The organism is Nocardia sp. NPDC046473, assembly GCF_040645995.1.
Lineage (GTDB): Bacteria > Actinomycetota > Actinomycetes > Mycobacteriales > Mycobacteriaceae > Nocardia.
In genome coordinates this window covers 210616-225161 of sequence record NZ_JBEYZJ010000015.1, presented here as the reverse complement: position 1 = coordinate 225161, position 14546 = coordinate 210616, and the positions used below count along the sequence as shown (strand labels likewise).

At 65.5% G+C, this 14546-nt stretch carries 12 protein-coding genes; 10 read left to right on the top strand and 2 right to left on the bottom strand.

Translation table 11 applies throughout. The annotated features are described in order from the left end of the window. Positions 1-5: 5 nt before the first annotated feature. A complete protein-coding gene (locus ABZ942_RS42395; protein ID WP_357391931.1) occupies positions 6-779 on the top strand; it encodes a cyclase family protein in 774 nt (257 codons plus the stop codon). Between the two features lie 195 nt (positions 780-974). Here ABZ942_RS42395 and ABZ942_RS42390 read toward each other — a convergent pair whose 3' ends face one another. Together ABZ942_RS42390 and ABZ942_RS42385 are read right to left on the bottom strand one after the other, a co-directional pair. Beyond that, positions 975-1181 (bottom strand): hypothetical protein, encoded by a 207-nt coding sequence (locus tag ABZ942_RS42390; RefSeq protein WP_357391930.1) that lies wholly within the window; start codon positions 1179-1181, stop codon positions 975-977. Between the two features lie 256 nt (positions 1182-1437). Continuing rightward, positions 1438-2469 (bottom strand): class I SAM-dependent methyltransferase, encoded by a 1032-nt coding sequence (locus ABZ942_RS42385; protein WP_357391929.1) that lies wholly within the window; start codon positions 2467-2469, stop codon positions 1438-1440. A gap of 315 nt (positions 2470-2784) precedes the next feature. On the opposite strand from ABZ942_RS42385, the gene ABZ942_RS42380 reads away from it, so the two are divergent. From ABZ942_RS42380 to ABZ942_RS42340, 9 genes are all read left to right on the top strand, one after another. Next, positions 2785-3552: an SDR family oxidoreductase gene (locus tag ABZ942_RS42380; protein WP_357391928.1), complete on the top strand. Its 768-nt coding sequence runs from the start codon at positions 2785-2787 to the stop codon at positions 3550-3552. A gap of 98 nt (positions 3553-3650) precedes the next feature. Next, positions 3651-4466: a PadR family transcriptional regulator gene (locus tag ABZ942_RS42375; protein WP_357391927.1), complete on the top strand. Its 816-nt coding sequence runs from the start codon at positions 3651-3653 to the stop codon at positions 4464-4466. Positions 4467-4497: 31 nt separating this feature from the next. Beyond that, complete coding sequence (locus tag ABZ942_RS42370) at positions 4498-6075, top strand: MDR family MFS transporter (RefSeq protein ID WP_357391926.1); 1578 nt, start codon at positions 4498-4500, stop codon at positions 6073-6075. 333 nt (positions 6076-6408) lie between these two features. Then, positions 6409-8544 (top strand): MMPL family transporter, encoded by a 2136-nt coding sequence (locus ABZ942_RS42365; protein ID WP_357391925.1) that lies wholly within the window; start codon positions 6409-6411, stop codon positions 8542-8544. 419 nt (positions 8545-8963) lie between these two features. Further along, positions 8964-10151: a cytochrome P450 gene (locus tag ABZ942_RS42360; protein WP_357391924.1), complete on the top strand. Its 1188-nt coding sequence runs from the start codon at positions 8964-8966 to the stop codon at positions 10149-10151. Next, positions 10151-10891, top strand: coding sequence for an SDR family oxidoreductase (locus ABZ942_RS42355; protein ID WP_357391923.1), 741 nt, complete (start codon positions 10151-10153; stop codon positions 10889-10891). Before ABZ942_RS42360 ends, ABZ942_RS42355 begins: the two co-directional genes overlap by 1 nt. A gap of 892 nt (positions 10892-11783) precedes the next feature. Continuing rightward, complete coding sequence (locus ABZ942_RS42350) at positions 11784-12623, top strand: AfsR/SARP family transcriptional regulator (protein ID WP_357391922.1); 840 nt, start codon at positions 11784-11786, stop codon at positions 12621-12623. A gap of 325 nt (positions 12624-12948) precedes the next feature. Next, the gene (locus ABZ942_RS42345; RefSeq protein ID WP_357391921.1) at positions 12949-13275 is read left to right on the top strand and encodes a hypothetical protein; all 327 of its coding nucleotides are present in this window, start codon (positions 12949-12951) and stop codon (positions 13273-13275) included. Next, the gene (locus ABZ942_RS42340) at positions 13268-14272 is read left to right on the top strand and encodes a M28 family peptidase (RefSeq protein WP_357391920.1); all 1005 of its coding nucleotides are present in this window, start codon (positions 13268-13270) and stop codon (positions 14270-14272) included. Before ABZ942_RS42345 ends, ABZ942_RS42340 begins: the two co-directional genes overlap by 8 nt. The last annotated feature ends 274 nt before the right edge of the window (positions 14273-14546 follow it).

Genomic DNA, 14546 nt, shown 5'->3' with positions numbered 1-14546 from the left:
TCACGGTGCGCCTGATCGACCTCTCCTCGCCTGTTGATGCGTCGCTGTTCGAACCGGATCCAGTGAAGCACGAGATTTTGACCCCCGCCGACGGCGCGCGGCACATGAGCGCTGAGGTCCGAAAACATCTCGGCCTTGCTTTCACGCCCGCGTCTTTACCGGACGGCGAATTTCTCTCCCTCGACACCTTGACGCTCACCACGCACACCGGAACGCACGTCGATGCGCCATCGCACTACGGATCGAAGGCCACCTACGGTCCACCTCGGCATATCGACCAAATGCCGTTGGAGTGGTTCTTCGGTGACGCGGTGGTGCTCGACCTCACCACCACACACAGTGCGGTGGTCGGGGTCGGTGGCATCGAGCAGGCACTGGCTGACATCGACTACACGCTCGAGGCGCACGACATCGTGCTGCTGCACACTGGGGCGCAGCGGTGGGCCGGAACCAAGCGCTATTTCACCGACTTCGTCGGAATCGACGGTGCGGCCGTCGAATTTCTGCTCGACCGGGGTGTCCGCGTGATCGGCACTGACGCGTTCAGCCTGGATGCCCCGTTCGGGAAAATCATCGAGCGCTACCAGCAGAGCGCCGATCAGAGCGTGCTCTGGCCGGCGCATTTCGTCGGCAGGGAGCGGGAATACTGCCAGATCGAAAGGCTGACGAACCTCGATGCCCTGCCCAGGCCGTATGGATTCCGCCTGGCGTGTTTCCCGGTGAAGGTCGCCGGCGCGGGCGCCGGGTGGGCGCGAGCTGTGGCAATACTCGACGACTGACCGTGCGTGCAGTGGCCGGGCCCGTGATCGAATCGCTGGTCCGGGGTGGCTATTGTGAGCAGGGGAGCCAGCCGAATTCCGTTGTGCCCCAGAGGGGGCCGACGGCGCCCCTGATAATCGCGGTGACTCGTCGAACGAGCCGGCGGGTCGGCAGCGGCAAATACCCGGGCCCACGATCGTCGACACGGCGAGCGTTCAGCTTCCGTTGGGCCGCAGCCAGACACCGCTGAAGTCGACCTCCAGGTCGTCGTTGAGCCGGACCCGGGGCACGGGATAGTCCTGGAGTGGCATCACTCCGCCGTACATCAACAGCAGCGGAGTCAGCGTCGGGAGAATGGTGGCGACCATCCAGTCCAGCCAGATCGGCCACCGTGCTCTGCACACGTGGAACATGTGTTTCACCGTTTCTCCTCGGGAACGGGCCGCTCGCCACGACCGGGTGGCCTTCGTGTCCGCCATCGACGGCGGATGCGTCCACCTTTGTCCGGTCGGCGCTCGCGACGGCTTTTCTGAAAGCGGGGACGGAAATGCTGCCGCCGGGCCGATCGGAAGACCGCGATCGTGGGTTGTGCTGGACGATTCGCGGCGGTGTGGTCTGGCTGGTGGTGTCGATCTCCAACGGGACCGCGCGGGCGGACGGTGCCGTTTGGAGACGACCTCACGGCCGATCGGCCGTGAAGACGGTGTGCATCGCCTGTTCACCGGTGAACATCTGCGGGCTGGTGAATCCGGCGTTGGTGAGCATTCGCTCGTAGGTCTGCACCGAGTGGGTCTCGCCTTCTTCGGTCATCACCAGCATGATCTCCGAGAACAGGAACGGCGGTGCCAGCTTTTCAGGAGTGTCACCGTCGTTGTAGGTGTGCCCGGACACGGCGATCCGGCCGCCGGACTTGGTCACGTCGAACAGCTGGCGCAGCAGCCCCGTGCAGGTCTGCTCGGAGAAGTGGTGCAGCACATTGGTGATCATGACGATGTCGTACGGGCCGCCGAGGTCGATGGTGAACATGTCACCGGGCAGCTTGGTGAAGCGCTCGGCCATACCGTTGCGCTCGTAGTTTCGTGCGGTGATGGGGAGTACGTTCGCCCAATCGAGCCCCCAGACCCGCGCGCGCGGTTCGGCCTTGGCGAAGTTCAATCCGTAATAGCCGTGGCTGCACGCGACATCCAGAACATCGACCGAGTCCCTTCCCGCGGCCCATCGCACCAGCTCGTCTGCCATCACCTCGGAGGCGCCGTTGTTGAACCAGTTGGTGTTCTCGGCGAAGTCCTCCCAGTAGTCGAACTCGGGAGTCAGGGCGTGGGTGTCCATCACCGCGCCGCCTTTGCGCACGGTCTCGGTGAGCCGCTTCTGCGCGTCCCATTCCCAGTCGCTGGCGCCCAGTTTCAGCGAGGTGCCGAAGTAGTCGTTGCTCGAGCTGAGAAGGTACTTCTCGCTACCAGCAAGCAACGCGTACCCGTCGGGCGCGGAACGCAGCAGACCGATGGCCGCCAGCGAATCCAGAAGGATCCGCAGGCCGCGCGGGTGGGCTCCGACCTGCCGGGAGAGGCTGTCTACGTCGGTATTTCCGCCTGCGAGACCGTCGAAAACGTGTAGTTCGATCGCTGTGCGCAGCATTGCGGTCTGGGCGAAGCCCCGCATGATGCCGTGCAGTTTCTTGGGCGTGATGGCGGTCGAGTCGATGTCGGCCATAGTGTCCCCTCTGGGAAATGGTTGCGTCCTGCCCACGGTGCGCCGGACGCATCGAGCACGTTTCGAGTACGGACCGAGGTCGAAGGTTCTGCGGCATTGACCCGCGGCGGGTGCTGCGCGCCGCGGGCGCGAGAGCGCTATCGTCGGCCGATCGGATCGCTGGTATTCGATCGGGCCGAATCGTCGAGGGAATGCGTCTGCGCTTACGATCCCGTTCCCGCCATGATCACCAGTCACGCTGTGCGGCAGCAGATTTCATGTCGGCTCCAACGCGGCTTGAACCGCTCTGCTGGGAGGCGCTCGTAGCCTGCCCGCATGGGAAATGATTTATCAGCTGGAAAGGTCGCGCTGGTCACCGGCGCGAGCCGAGGAATCGGTGCGGCAATCGCCAAAGAGTTGGCTGCCCGCGGTTGTCAGGTCGCGATCAATTACCACAATTCTGACGGCGATGCTCGGCGTGTCGCCGAGGAGATAACTGCGGCCGGGGGCCGCGCCGCTCCCTTCCAAGGCGATGTCACCGATATCGACCAGGTCAACGCCATGGTGGCGAAGGTGGCAGCCGACCTCGGTGCGCCTGAGATCCTGGTGCTCAACGCGCCCGGTTTCACCGGTGAGGTCCGCGGCTCGACTATGGGCCTGTCGCCCGAGCTTCTTCTGCACGGGATGTCGTCCCAGGTCCGAGCCTCGCTGCTGCCGGTCTACGCGGCAGTCCCGGGGATGGTCGAGTTGGGCCATGGATCAGTGGTGTTCATCTCCGATCCGTTCGCTCGCCATCCGCGAGCCGGCGCTATCGGGCACGCCCTGGCCAGCGCGTCGATCGAGGTCGCAGCGAAAACGCTGGCCCTCGAACTGGGTCCACAGGGCATCCGGGTGAACGCGGTCATCCCCGGTGTCACCCGGACTGAGGCGTCGCTGAGCTGGATGAAGCAGGAGGGCTTGGACGCGATGGCTGCGCGACTGCCGCTTCAGCGAGTGGGTGAGCCCGAGGACGTCGCTCGCGCGGTGGCGCTGCTGGTCTCTCCGGACCTGGACTACGTGACCGGTTGCTTCATCCCGGTGGCAGGAGGTGGCGTCATCTTCTGAAAACCCGGCCGGACCCTGCCCCAGACCCCATCGACCCATTGCATCGAGACAAGTTGCGATATATCGTCATCGTGTCGGTTGATAAGAGGAGGTTAGTGATGAACTGGAACGCTATTCCGGACATCGGAGCAGGCAACCCCGGAGGGTTCGGCTTCGCTCCGTTCGGCCCCGGCGACCCCGCACACGGAGGCACCCCACCCGAAGGACCCGGCTTTCCCGCTGGTCCTCCCGGTGTTGGCTTCCTGCCCTGGGGTGCCTCCGGCGGGGAGATGCCATCGGGTCAACCGCGCGAGGGCTGGTCTTCGCCGGGGGATGTACCGCCTGCAGGGCCACCGCCCGGAGACTTCCCACCGGCGGGGCCTCCGCCGACGGGCTTCCCTGCCTCGCAGCGCGGTTTCGGGTTCACTCCGCCGCCCTTCGGTCGGCCGCCGCGGCGGGGAAAGACCGTCCGGCGCGGTGATGTCCGCACCGCCATCCTGATCGTGCTCGCCGACCAGCCGTTTCACGGCTACCAAATCATCCAGCAGATCGAGGCGCGCAGCGCCGGGATGTGGAAACCGAGCAGCGGATCGGTCTACCCGACCCTGCAACAACTGCAAGACGCCGACCTGGTTCGCGCGACGGAGAAGGAAGAGGGACGAAAAGTGTACGAGCTCACCACAACCGGCCTCGAGCTGGTCGAGGAGAAGTACGACGAGTTCTCAGCCATCTGGGACTCGGTCATCGGTGCCGTCGACGACTCGGCGATGGAGGCCAACGGCCTGATCCAGCAGGTCGTGATCGCCGCCTCCCAGGTGATCCAGATCGGCTCGCACCAGCAAGTGAACGGCGCGACGAAGATCCTCACCGAAGCACGCAAGCAGCTGTATCGACTCCTCGCCGAGGGCGACACAGCCAATGACGACGAGGAATAGTCCCGCTTAGGCGGGCAAGGGGGACTATCCGATGAGCACTGAATCGCCCGAAGCGGCGGTGCACGAGGACAACACCGCACCGCTGATGAGCCGAAGACAGATCTGGCTGGTGTTCGGCGGCCTGATGCTCGGTATGTTGCTGACTTCGCTGGACCAGACCGTCTCCACCGCCATGTGGACGATCGTGGGCCAGCTCGACCCCGCCCACGGGGTCGAGGCCATGCCCTGGCTGGCGACCGCCTACCTGCTCGCGGCGGTCGCGACGCAGCCCCTGTTCGGCAAGCTCGCCGATTCTTACGGTCCCAAGCCGCTGTACCTGGTGGCGATCGGGTTGTTCGTCATCGGCTCGGCATGGGCCGGTATGGCCGGCAACCTGAGCGAGCTCATCGCAGCACGCGCGGTGCAAGGCCTCGGTGCCGGCGGCTCCATGGTGCTGGCGATGGCCGTGACCGCTGTCATGGTTCCCGCAGACGAGCGCGGCAAATACGTCGGATTCGGATTCCCGGTGATGACGGTGGCCAGCGTGGTCGGTCCGCTACTGGGCGGCTTCTTCACCCAGCCCCACGGTTTCCTCGGGCTGACCACCTCCTGGCGCTGGATCTTCTACCTCAACCTGCCCATCGGCCTGCTCTGTATCCTCGTCGTGGCCACGATATTGCGGACTCCGGCCCCGGAACGGGTCTCCCACCGGATCGACTACCTCGGGGCTGGGCTCCTGGTCAGCGGCACGTCCGCGCTGCTCATCGTCGCCCAGTGGGGCGGTACGCGGTACCCGTGGACCTCGGCAACCATCATCGGACTCGCCGCGATCGGGCTTGTGCTGATCGCACTGTTCTTCTGGTGGCAGGGCCGAGCAGCCGAGCCCATCATCCCGTTGCGGCTGTTCAGCAACCGCACCTTCCGCATCGCGGCGCCGATCACCTTCATCGTCGGCTTCGCCAACTTCGGTTCGATCATCTACATCGCCTTGTATCTGCAGGTTGTCGAAGGACAAAGCCCCACGGTCGCCGGCCTGAATATGCTGCCGCTTACCGTCGGGCTGGGAATCGGAGCGTTGGTGACCGGGCAACTGGTCTTCCGACTACACCGCTATCGCGTGTTCGGCATCCTGGGTTCGGCGCTGGCGACGATCACCCTCGGGCTGTTAGGACTGCTCACCTCGGACACTCCCTTGTGGGTGCTGAGCGTGGACATGTTCTTGTTCGGCGTCGGACTCAGCCAGCTCATGCAGATCCCCGTGCTCGCGGTACAGAAAACCGTCCCGATCACCGAGATGGGTGTCGCCACGGCCGGGGTGATGTTTCCCCGGCTGGTCGGCGGGAGTTTCGGCACCGCAGTGCTCGGTGCACTGATGCTCGACCGGCTTTCGGCCAACCTGCCCGCCCAACTCAAATCCCGTGCCAGCGACATCATGACGCCCGGTGGGTTGACCACGCTGCCGGCCGGCACGCAGAAAGAAGTAATGCACGCCTTCGTCGGTGCCATGCACACGGTGTTCATCGCGGCCGCGGCAACGATGCTGTTGGTCTTCGCGCTCACTCTCATGCTGCGCGAACCGTCTGCAGCCACCAGCGACACCGAGCAGGGCGAAGCACCCGTAGCGGTCTGAGCGGCACCCGAAAGCACACTGGACGGCCCCGGCCAGGATCGCGACTCCACCGAGCCACGTGAGCGTCTCAACAGCAACCTATCCAGGCCGAAGACCGCCTCGGGGAAGCGGTCGTTCAGCTCGGCGCCGCTGACAGCGCGCTGTGCTCGCGTGCGAACGACATCACGAGCAATTCACGCCCGCCTTCTCTTTGACGACTCATCCATCGCCACCGCCGTCGACCCCCTCAGGGCGAAGGGTTCGCCGAGGTCGTGCTCCGGGACGGACTCGGCGGGCTCGACCGCCTCGATGGCCGAGCAGCGGTTGCGCTAGTTCTGTGAAAGGACCCTCCAAATGTTCGCACGACTGGGATCTCTGGTTGTTCGTCGCCCGTGGTGGACGATCGGTGCGTGGGTGCTGATCATCGTCGCGGTGGCCGCCACCGCGCCGAAACTGACCTCCACCACCGAGCAATCCTCTTTCCTGCCTTCCCATTACGAGTCGATCCAGGCAACCGACCTGCAGCAGAAGAGCTTTCCCGACACCACCGCCCCTGCCGCGATCGTGGCATTCGAACGCTCCGACGGCCAACCGCTGACCTCCGATGACACGGCATCGGTGGAATCGATTGCCGCACAGTTGAACTCGACGCATCTGCAGAACGTGACGGCGATCGCGGCCAGCCCGCCGTCGACCAATCGGCTGATCCAGATCGCCGAGGTCCAGATGGTTAAGGTGACAAGTTCCAGCGATACCCGCCAGAACGACGCCGTCAAAGCCTTGCGGACGGCGTTGCAGGACAAGGTGCACGACACCGATCTGAAGGCCGGTGTCACCGGCACGGCCGCACAGAATCTGGACGCACAGCAGTCCTCCACTAAGAGCATGGCCATCATCGGCGCCACCACCATCGGCCTGATCCTGGTGCTGCTGCTGTTGGTCTTTCGCAGTCCGGTGATCGCGTTGCTGCCGATCGTGGTCATCGGCGCGATATCCGGGGTCGCCAACGGGTTGATCGCCGCGGTGAGCAAGGCCTTCGACCTGAAGATCGACAGTTCGGTCTCCTCGATCCTGGTCGTGGTGCTGTTCGGGCTCGGCACCGACTACATCCTGTTCCTGATGTTTCGCTACCGCGAGCGGTTGCGCGCGGGCGAGGAACCCAAGACCGCCATGGTCTCCGCGGTCACGCGGGTAGGTGAGGCGATCACCTCCGCCGCGGGCACCGTGATCATCGCCTTCCTGGCGCTGACGCTTTCAACGCTTGGGCTGTTTCGCGCGCTCGGCCCGGCCCTGGCGATCGCGGTAGCGACGACCCTCGCGGCCGGGCTGACCCTGGTGCCGGCGATCGTTTCACTGCTTGGTACCCGCGTGTTCTGGCCCTCGAAGGCCTGGCAGCGCGAACCTCAGGGCGCAACCGCGGCCAGACTGGGCCGTGCGCTCGGCCGGCGCCCGGCGGTATTCGCGGTGGCCGCCGGGGGAGTGCTGATCGTGTTCGGGGTGTTCGCGTTCGGGTTCGACCCGACCTTCGACCTCACCTCCGGGGCGACCTCCAACGCTTCGGAATCCACCGTCTACAGCACGGAGTTGCTCAAGGGCATGCCCGCCGGGGTCACCCAGCCCTCGGACGTACTGCTGCAGGCCCCGAATGCATTGAGCAGCAGCGAGCTGGAGTCCTACCGGAACGCATTGAGCCGAGTGGACGGGGTCGGCCAGGTATCCGAACCCACACTCTCGCAAGACAATTCGGTGGCCGACCTCAAGGTCGCACTGACCTCGTCGCCGGAATCGGACACAGCGTTGGCCACAGTCCGCGGGCCGCTGCGCAGCACCGCGCACGCGGCGGCGCCACCGGGAACCACCGCCGTGGTCGGCGGCATGACCTCGATGTTCGTTGACTTCCAGGCAGCGATGAACCACGACTACACGATCGTGTTCCCGGTAGCCGCGATCCTCATCATGATCGTGCTGGCGCTGCTGCTGCGCAGTCTGGTCGCCCCGTGGTATCTGATGGCCTCGGTGTTCCTCGGATTCGCAGCCACCCTGGGCGCGTCGGTGCTGGTGTTCCAGCACCTGCAGCACGAGTCCGGGCTGATCTTCATGCTGCCGGTGATTATGTACCTGTTCGTGGTCGCGCTCGGCACCGACTACAACATCCTCATGGTCGCCCGACTCCGGGAAGAGGCACGCGAGGGGCACGACCCGCGGCGGGCGGCGGCCATGGCCCTGCACCACACCGGCCCCACCATCGCCTCGGCGGGTGTCATCCTGGCGGGTACCTTCGCCTCGATGATGCTGGCGGGCAACACGGTGCTGTCGCAGATGGGCTTCGCGATCTCGGTAGGTATCGCGATCGCGGCCTTCGTCATGGCGATGTTCTTCACCCCAGCCCTGACAGCGCTGATCGGTCACCGCGTTTGGTGGCCCGGCCACGCCGATACCCCTCGCGAGGCGAAGGCGGACGCTGAGCACGAACCGGTGCGCCTGGGCTGAGCCGGGCAAGCGCCACGCACTGAGCCGGAGACCGATGGTGCGCCCGCGAGACCGCGAGTCGCGGTTCACAACCGGGGCGCGGTGAGGACAGCCGCAACCCATGCTGGTGCGGTGGCTCGGTCGGTGCCGTGCCACCGCTGACCGCGACCGCTGCGGTCACTGTGCCGGCGCACAGTCCACCCCACACGCGGATGTCCTTGCGTTCCTTGATGATCGGGCGGCACTCGCGTGCGCCAGTCGAAAAGGAAAGCGGCACGTGCCTCCTCGCCCGCGTGCCCGCGCCTGACCTGGCGGTGATCGGCAGTCGGTCGCCGCTTGAACCGGTCTTGAAACCCGAATGCCAGGGTCGAGCCACACGGATCCGTGCACAGACTTTCGCAGCGGTGATGGCGCCGCTGTATGACCAGACGGGGGGCTCGATGACGGTCACTACGCTCGGGCAGGGACTTTACGGCCCCGGCTTCCAACTTGACCCGCACCCGGCACTCGCCACAGCCAGGGTGAAAAGCCCGCTGATCCGGATACGGCACCCCCTACTGGATGTCGAGTGCTGGCTGGCGCTGCGCTACTCCGCGGTGCGGGCCTTGCTGGCGGACAACCGAATCGTCAAACCGGTCGAGCCGGGAGAACCCTCATCGCTGAACAGCTCCCCACCCGAGCACACGCGGCTGCGGGGCCTGGTCCAGCTGGCATTCACCCGCCACCGTGTCAAGGCCCTCACGCCCCGAATCCGTGCCCTGACCAACGAACTGCTCGACCCGATCCTCGCCCGGGGCGAAGGCGAGCTGGTGCAGGAGCTGACCAACCCGCTGCCGATGCGGGTGAACTGCGAAATGCTCGGCCTCCCGAGATCGGAATGGGACGAGGTCACCCGATGCACGAAGGGGTTCGTCGACGGGGAAGACACCGACCGCATCCGGGAAGCCTTCCAGCTGACCAACGACTACGTGGTCGACCTCGTTGCCGGCAACCACGCTCGCTCTGGCGACGACCTGATCAGCGCATTGATCGACGCACGGGAGGGCACCGACCGGCTCAGTGAGGACGAACTGGTCCGGATGCTGATGTCGTTGCTGGTCAACGGATACGTCTCGACCGCTCTCGCGCTCGCCAACGCCGTGCACTCCCTGACCACTCATCCCGACCAGTGGGCCTTGCTGCGGAGCAGACCGGAACTGATCGATTCGGCAGTCGACGAACTGCTGCGATTCGAACCGCCGGTCAGCGCAGTGACCTGGACGGCAGCGGAATCCCTTGTCGTCGAAGGCATACCGATCCAGGCCGGTGACCTCGTCATCACCTCCTTCCAGGCAGCCAACCGGGATCCGGACCGATTCACACAACCCGATCGGCTCGACGTCACCCGCAGCCCGAACCCGCACGTGACCTTCTCGCACGGCATCCACCGCTGCCTGGGGGCGTCGCTGGCCCGGCTCGAGACCACGATCGTGCTCGAGACGCTGGTGAACCGCTGCCCCGACCTGCATCTGGCCGGACCAGCACGCCGCCACGACGCCCAGATAGTGCGAGGTCTCGCGGCACTACCGATAACCACCCACCAAGGAACGGGCCGGGCCGCCGGCCGAACGAACGAAGGAGAGCTGTGATGTCTGATGGGGTGTTTGCTGGTCGCTGTGTCGTGGTGACGGGCGGTGGTTCGGGGATCGGGCGTGCCACGGCGCTGGCTTTCGCCCGGCAGGGTGCGGCGAAGGTTGTGGTGACCGGGCGCCGGCTCGAGCCGCTGCAGGAAACAGCGCAGGTGTATGAGGCCATCGTGCCCGTGGTGGCCGACGTGCGGACCGAGGAGGGCGCGGAGATGGTGGCTGAGGCGATCAACGACAGCGCCGCCCTCGACGTTCTGGTGCACAACGCGGGCGTGGTCCGGGGTTCGCCGTTGGAGTCGTTCGAGCTCGCCGATGTGACCGCGGTGTGGGAGACGAACGTGGTTGGGCCGATGGTGCTGACACGACGGTTGCTGCCCCAGATGAAATCCCCGGGCGCGAATATCGTGCTGGTCTCCAGCGTGGTCGGCCAGCGTTACGCGGTGCCCGGTACGTCGATCTACGGTGCCTCGAAGTCCGCGGTGGACAACCTGACCCGGTCATGGGCCGTGGAGTTGGCGGGGCGGGGGATTCGGGTGAATGCGGTGGCACCCGGCGGGATCAAGAGCGCCGCGATGAAGATGCAGCCGTCGGCCGAGCAGCTTCGTCAGATGTTCCTGGTGGGGCGCCGTGGTGAGCCGGAGGAGGTGGCCGGCTGGATCATCCACTTGGCCCAGCCTGATAGCGGGTTCGTTACTGGTCAGATCATCGCCGTCGACGGTGGCATGGGGTTGGCCCAACTCTGAGTGCTGGCCGGCGGTGATCGACGCGCTTCCGAACGTCGACGCAAGGGTTTGATTCCTCGTTTGAGGGAGATCGTCAGCGAGAACAACGTCCGCGCGGTGTGCGAAAAGCCACATCCCTTTACGGCCCAAGCCGTCAGGGTCAGCGGCCGATGGCGAGTGACATGTCGAGCTGGATGAATGCTTCCATCGTCACTGCGGACCGGTGTGCACGCTGTAATGCGTATTTAATGCCGCCTGGTTATGCCCCTCACCGATGACACTGATTGGTCGGCCCGGTGGGAATGGAGTCGGCCGCTGCGTAGTTGCGTCATGCTTGCTGGGGTGTGCGACTGGATCTGATCTCGCCGAATCCGGCGAGGTTGGATCGACCGGTGGATCACCGGCTTGACTATTTCACTGATATCGATCGGGCATCGTTCGCATAGGCCGGAAGCTCTGTATCCGAATCTGTCCTGCAATTGCCCTGACCTGGACATGAAGGATGCCTGCCGGACGGTCGCCGGGCCTGAATTCATCGCACCCGATGATGTGAGGTGCGGAGTATCCACGTGTTGTCGGCATTTTTGCGGATGCCGACTTCCGGAATGTGGAAGACCATGCGGGGCCCGGTCGGTGGTACGCGAATTCCATCGTGCTGTTGTATGTGCAAAAACGTGAGGATCGACGATATATCGCCTAATAAAGGATCGGGCATATGCCGCATACCGGTCGGGCTATTCCGCGATTTGACTGCGCGCCATTCCTGTTTGTGTCGAAAGTGCGCTATATTGCATAGGTTCCTTGCCGAACAGGCTGACCCGGTTCGCTGCATTCGAAAGTGTCAGTCCGGCGGGAGCGCCACATCGACGATGTCGGTCGATGCGAGGGGATCAAACAGCTGGGGGAGGACACCATGCCAGTGGAAACCGACTGGTCAGTTACATTCTCAATGCTTGGCGCGCTGGAAATGTGTCACGAAGGTCGTCGTATCGTCGTGACATCGCCCAGCGTCCGCAAAGTACTTGCACTGTTTCTTTTTCGCGCCAACAGTGCGGTAGCGGTAGAAACGCTGGTCGACGAATTGTGGGACGACAAACCGCCCCGAAGTGCGGTCACCACCGCGCAGACCTACATCTACCAGCTGCGACGGCAGTTCAACCACGAATTCGGCATCAAGCGGCACGACATGATTTCCACCGAGGACCACGGCTATGTGATGCACCTCGTGGGTTGCCAGACCGACGCTCAGCGATTCACCCACCTTACCGAGCAAGGCCGCAAGCACCTGGACGATCATGAGCCCGAGCAGGGTGTCGAGGTACTGCGACGAGCCCTGAACTTATGGACTGGAACGGCTCTGGCCAATGTTCACGTCGGATCGGTTCTCAAGGCGCATGTCGCGCACATGGAGGAACAGCGAATCCTCGCGCTCGAACTCCGCATCGACGCCGAACTCCAGCTCGGGCGCCACCGCGAACTCGTCGCCGAACTCCGCAACCTCGTCGTCACCCATCCCCTGAACGAATGGTTCCACAGCCGGCTCATTCTGGCGCTCAGCCGGTCCGGGCGACGGGGTGAGGCTTTGGCGGCCTATCAGGACGTCCACCGCATCCTCGCCACGGAACTGGGCATCGACCCGTCACGGGAGCTGCGTGATCTGCACTACGAAGTGCTGACCTCGGAAACCAGAGCTTCGGCACTGTGGACAGGAGCACTGGGAGTAGTGGCGCAACCGGCCAGAATCCGGCGCTAATGCGGCGATGCCCCGGGTGTCAAACCCGGGGCATCGCGAAAATTGTTGTGGCTGTTGCTATTTCTTGCCGGACCCGCCGGTGTTGGTCGCGGCTGCGGACTCGCACGCGCGCGCCCAGCCGCTGCCATTCGACGGCGGCGTCGGTGCGGTGCGGCCGGTGAGCCGGTCATCAACCTCGCACCCGATGTCGCCGGTGTGCTCCGCGGCTGGGCCGATCGCAAGCGGATAAGCGCCACCGAAGCGATTCGTCGAGCCCCACGACTTCCGCAGGCTTTTCGCCACCGACCTGGTCAACAACGGCCTGGCGATCCACATCGGCGCAGCATTGCTCGGACACCTCAACCTCGAAACCACCCATGGCTACGTCGCGGTCTTCGAAGAAGACGTCGTCCGCCACTACCAAGCCCACCTGCAACGCCGCCGCGAGATGCGGCCCAAGACCGAATACCGCCCGGTCACCGACACCGAATGGGCCGAGTTCGAAGAACATTTCGACAGGCGCAAGCTCGAACTCGGCAACTGCGCCCGCCCCTACGCCACGCCTTGCTCACATGAGCACGCCTGCTTCTCTGAACTTAAGCAAGTCGGACGGGTGGATTGTGCCGGGAACGGGGCGCAGCGGTCGCCGTGCCTACACTTCGGACATGGCTGAGGACGTAGGACCCGCCGACCCCGTCCGGCTGCGGCACGACGTCCAGGTGCTCGCCGCCGGGCCGCGCAGCCGCCGGCACGCGCCGGAGGCGATGGTCCTGGCAGAGGAGTACGTGGCGAGCGAACTGGCCTCCGCCGGCTGGCAGGTGCAGCGCGAGCCGTTCACCGCCCGCTGGGTGGTCGGCTGCACGGACCGGCACGGGAACCGGGCTCTGCCCCTGAAGGTCCGAGTTCACCCGCGACTGACCGGCGCGAACCTGCGCGCGGAACTGCCGGGCACCGCCCCCGGGCCGACCGTGGTGATCGGTGCCCATCTGGACACGGTTTACGGCTCGCCGGGCGCCGACGACAACGCCTCGGGCGTTGCGGTCGTTCTGGAGGTGGCCCGGCTGCTCGCGGCCCGCCCCGAGCGGCCTGCGGTGACCCTGATGGTCTTCGACCATGAGGAGGTCGGCCTGGTCGGGGCCCGCGCGGCGGCCCGTACGCAGACCCGCTCGCGGCCCGTCGCGGGCATGGTCTGTCTGGAGTCCGTCGGTTACTTCGCGGACGCGCCGGGGACTCAGCGGCTGCCGAAGGGCGCGGGGCTGGCCTTCGGCCCGGCGGTCGCACAGGTACAGGAGTCCGGGCACCGCGGCGACTTCACGCTGGTGGTGCACCGGCGCTCTTCGCAGCGCGCGGCGGAACTCTGGCGCGCGGCGGCGGCGCGGGCCGACCCCGCGCTTCCGGCCGTTCTGTTGCGTGACCCCCGCCCGGACGGACCGCTGGGCGCGGCGATCGGCCTCGCGGTCCCGGCCCTGGGCCACCTGGGCCGCAGCGACCACGCGGCCTACTGGAACCGGCGGATCCCAGCGCTGATGCTCACGGGCACGGCCAACTTCCGCAACGCGCACTACCACCGGGCGTCGGACGTGCCGGAAACGCTGGACTACGGTCGGCTGGCGACGGTGGCGACGGCCACGGCACGCCTCGGGGCGACGGGCGACGCGTTCCCGGGCTGAACACGGGGCCGGGCGTCAGTAGTCGAAGGTAGGGTCGGCCAGTAGCGCGACCGTGAAGAGGACGCCGGCGCGGAAGTCGTTGGTGACCCCGTCCCCGCCTTCGTCTTTGAACCGTTCCAGCAGAACGTCCGCCGAGCGGGATATCCCAACCAGAGGCGGTTCAGCCAGCTAACGTGTGGCGACAGATTGCACGGTCAACCGCAGTTGGTGTTAGTGACTGCCACATCTGTCACCAGCAGCGTCGGTGAGCTGGGACGAGCCGAGGTTCTGATCA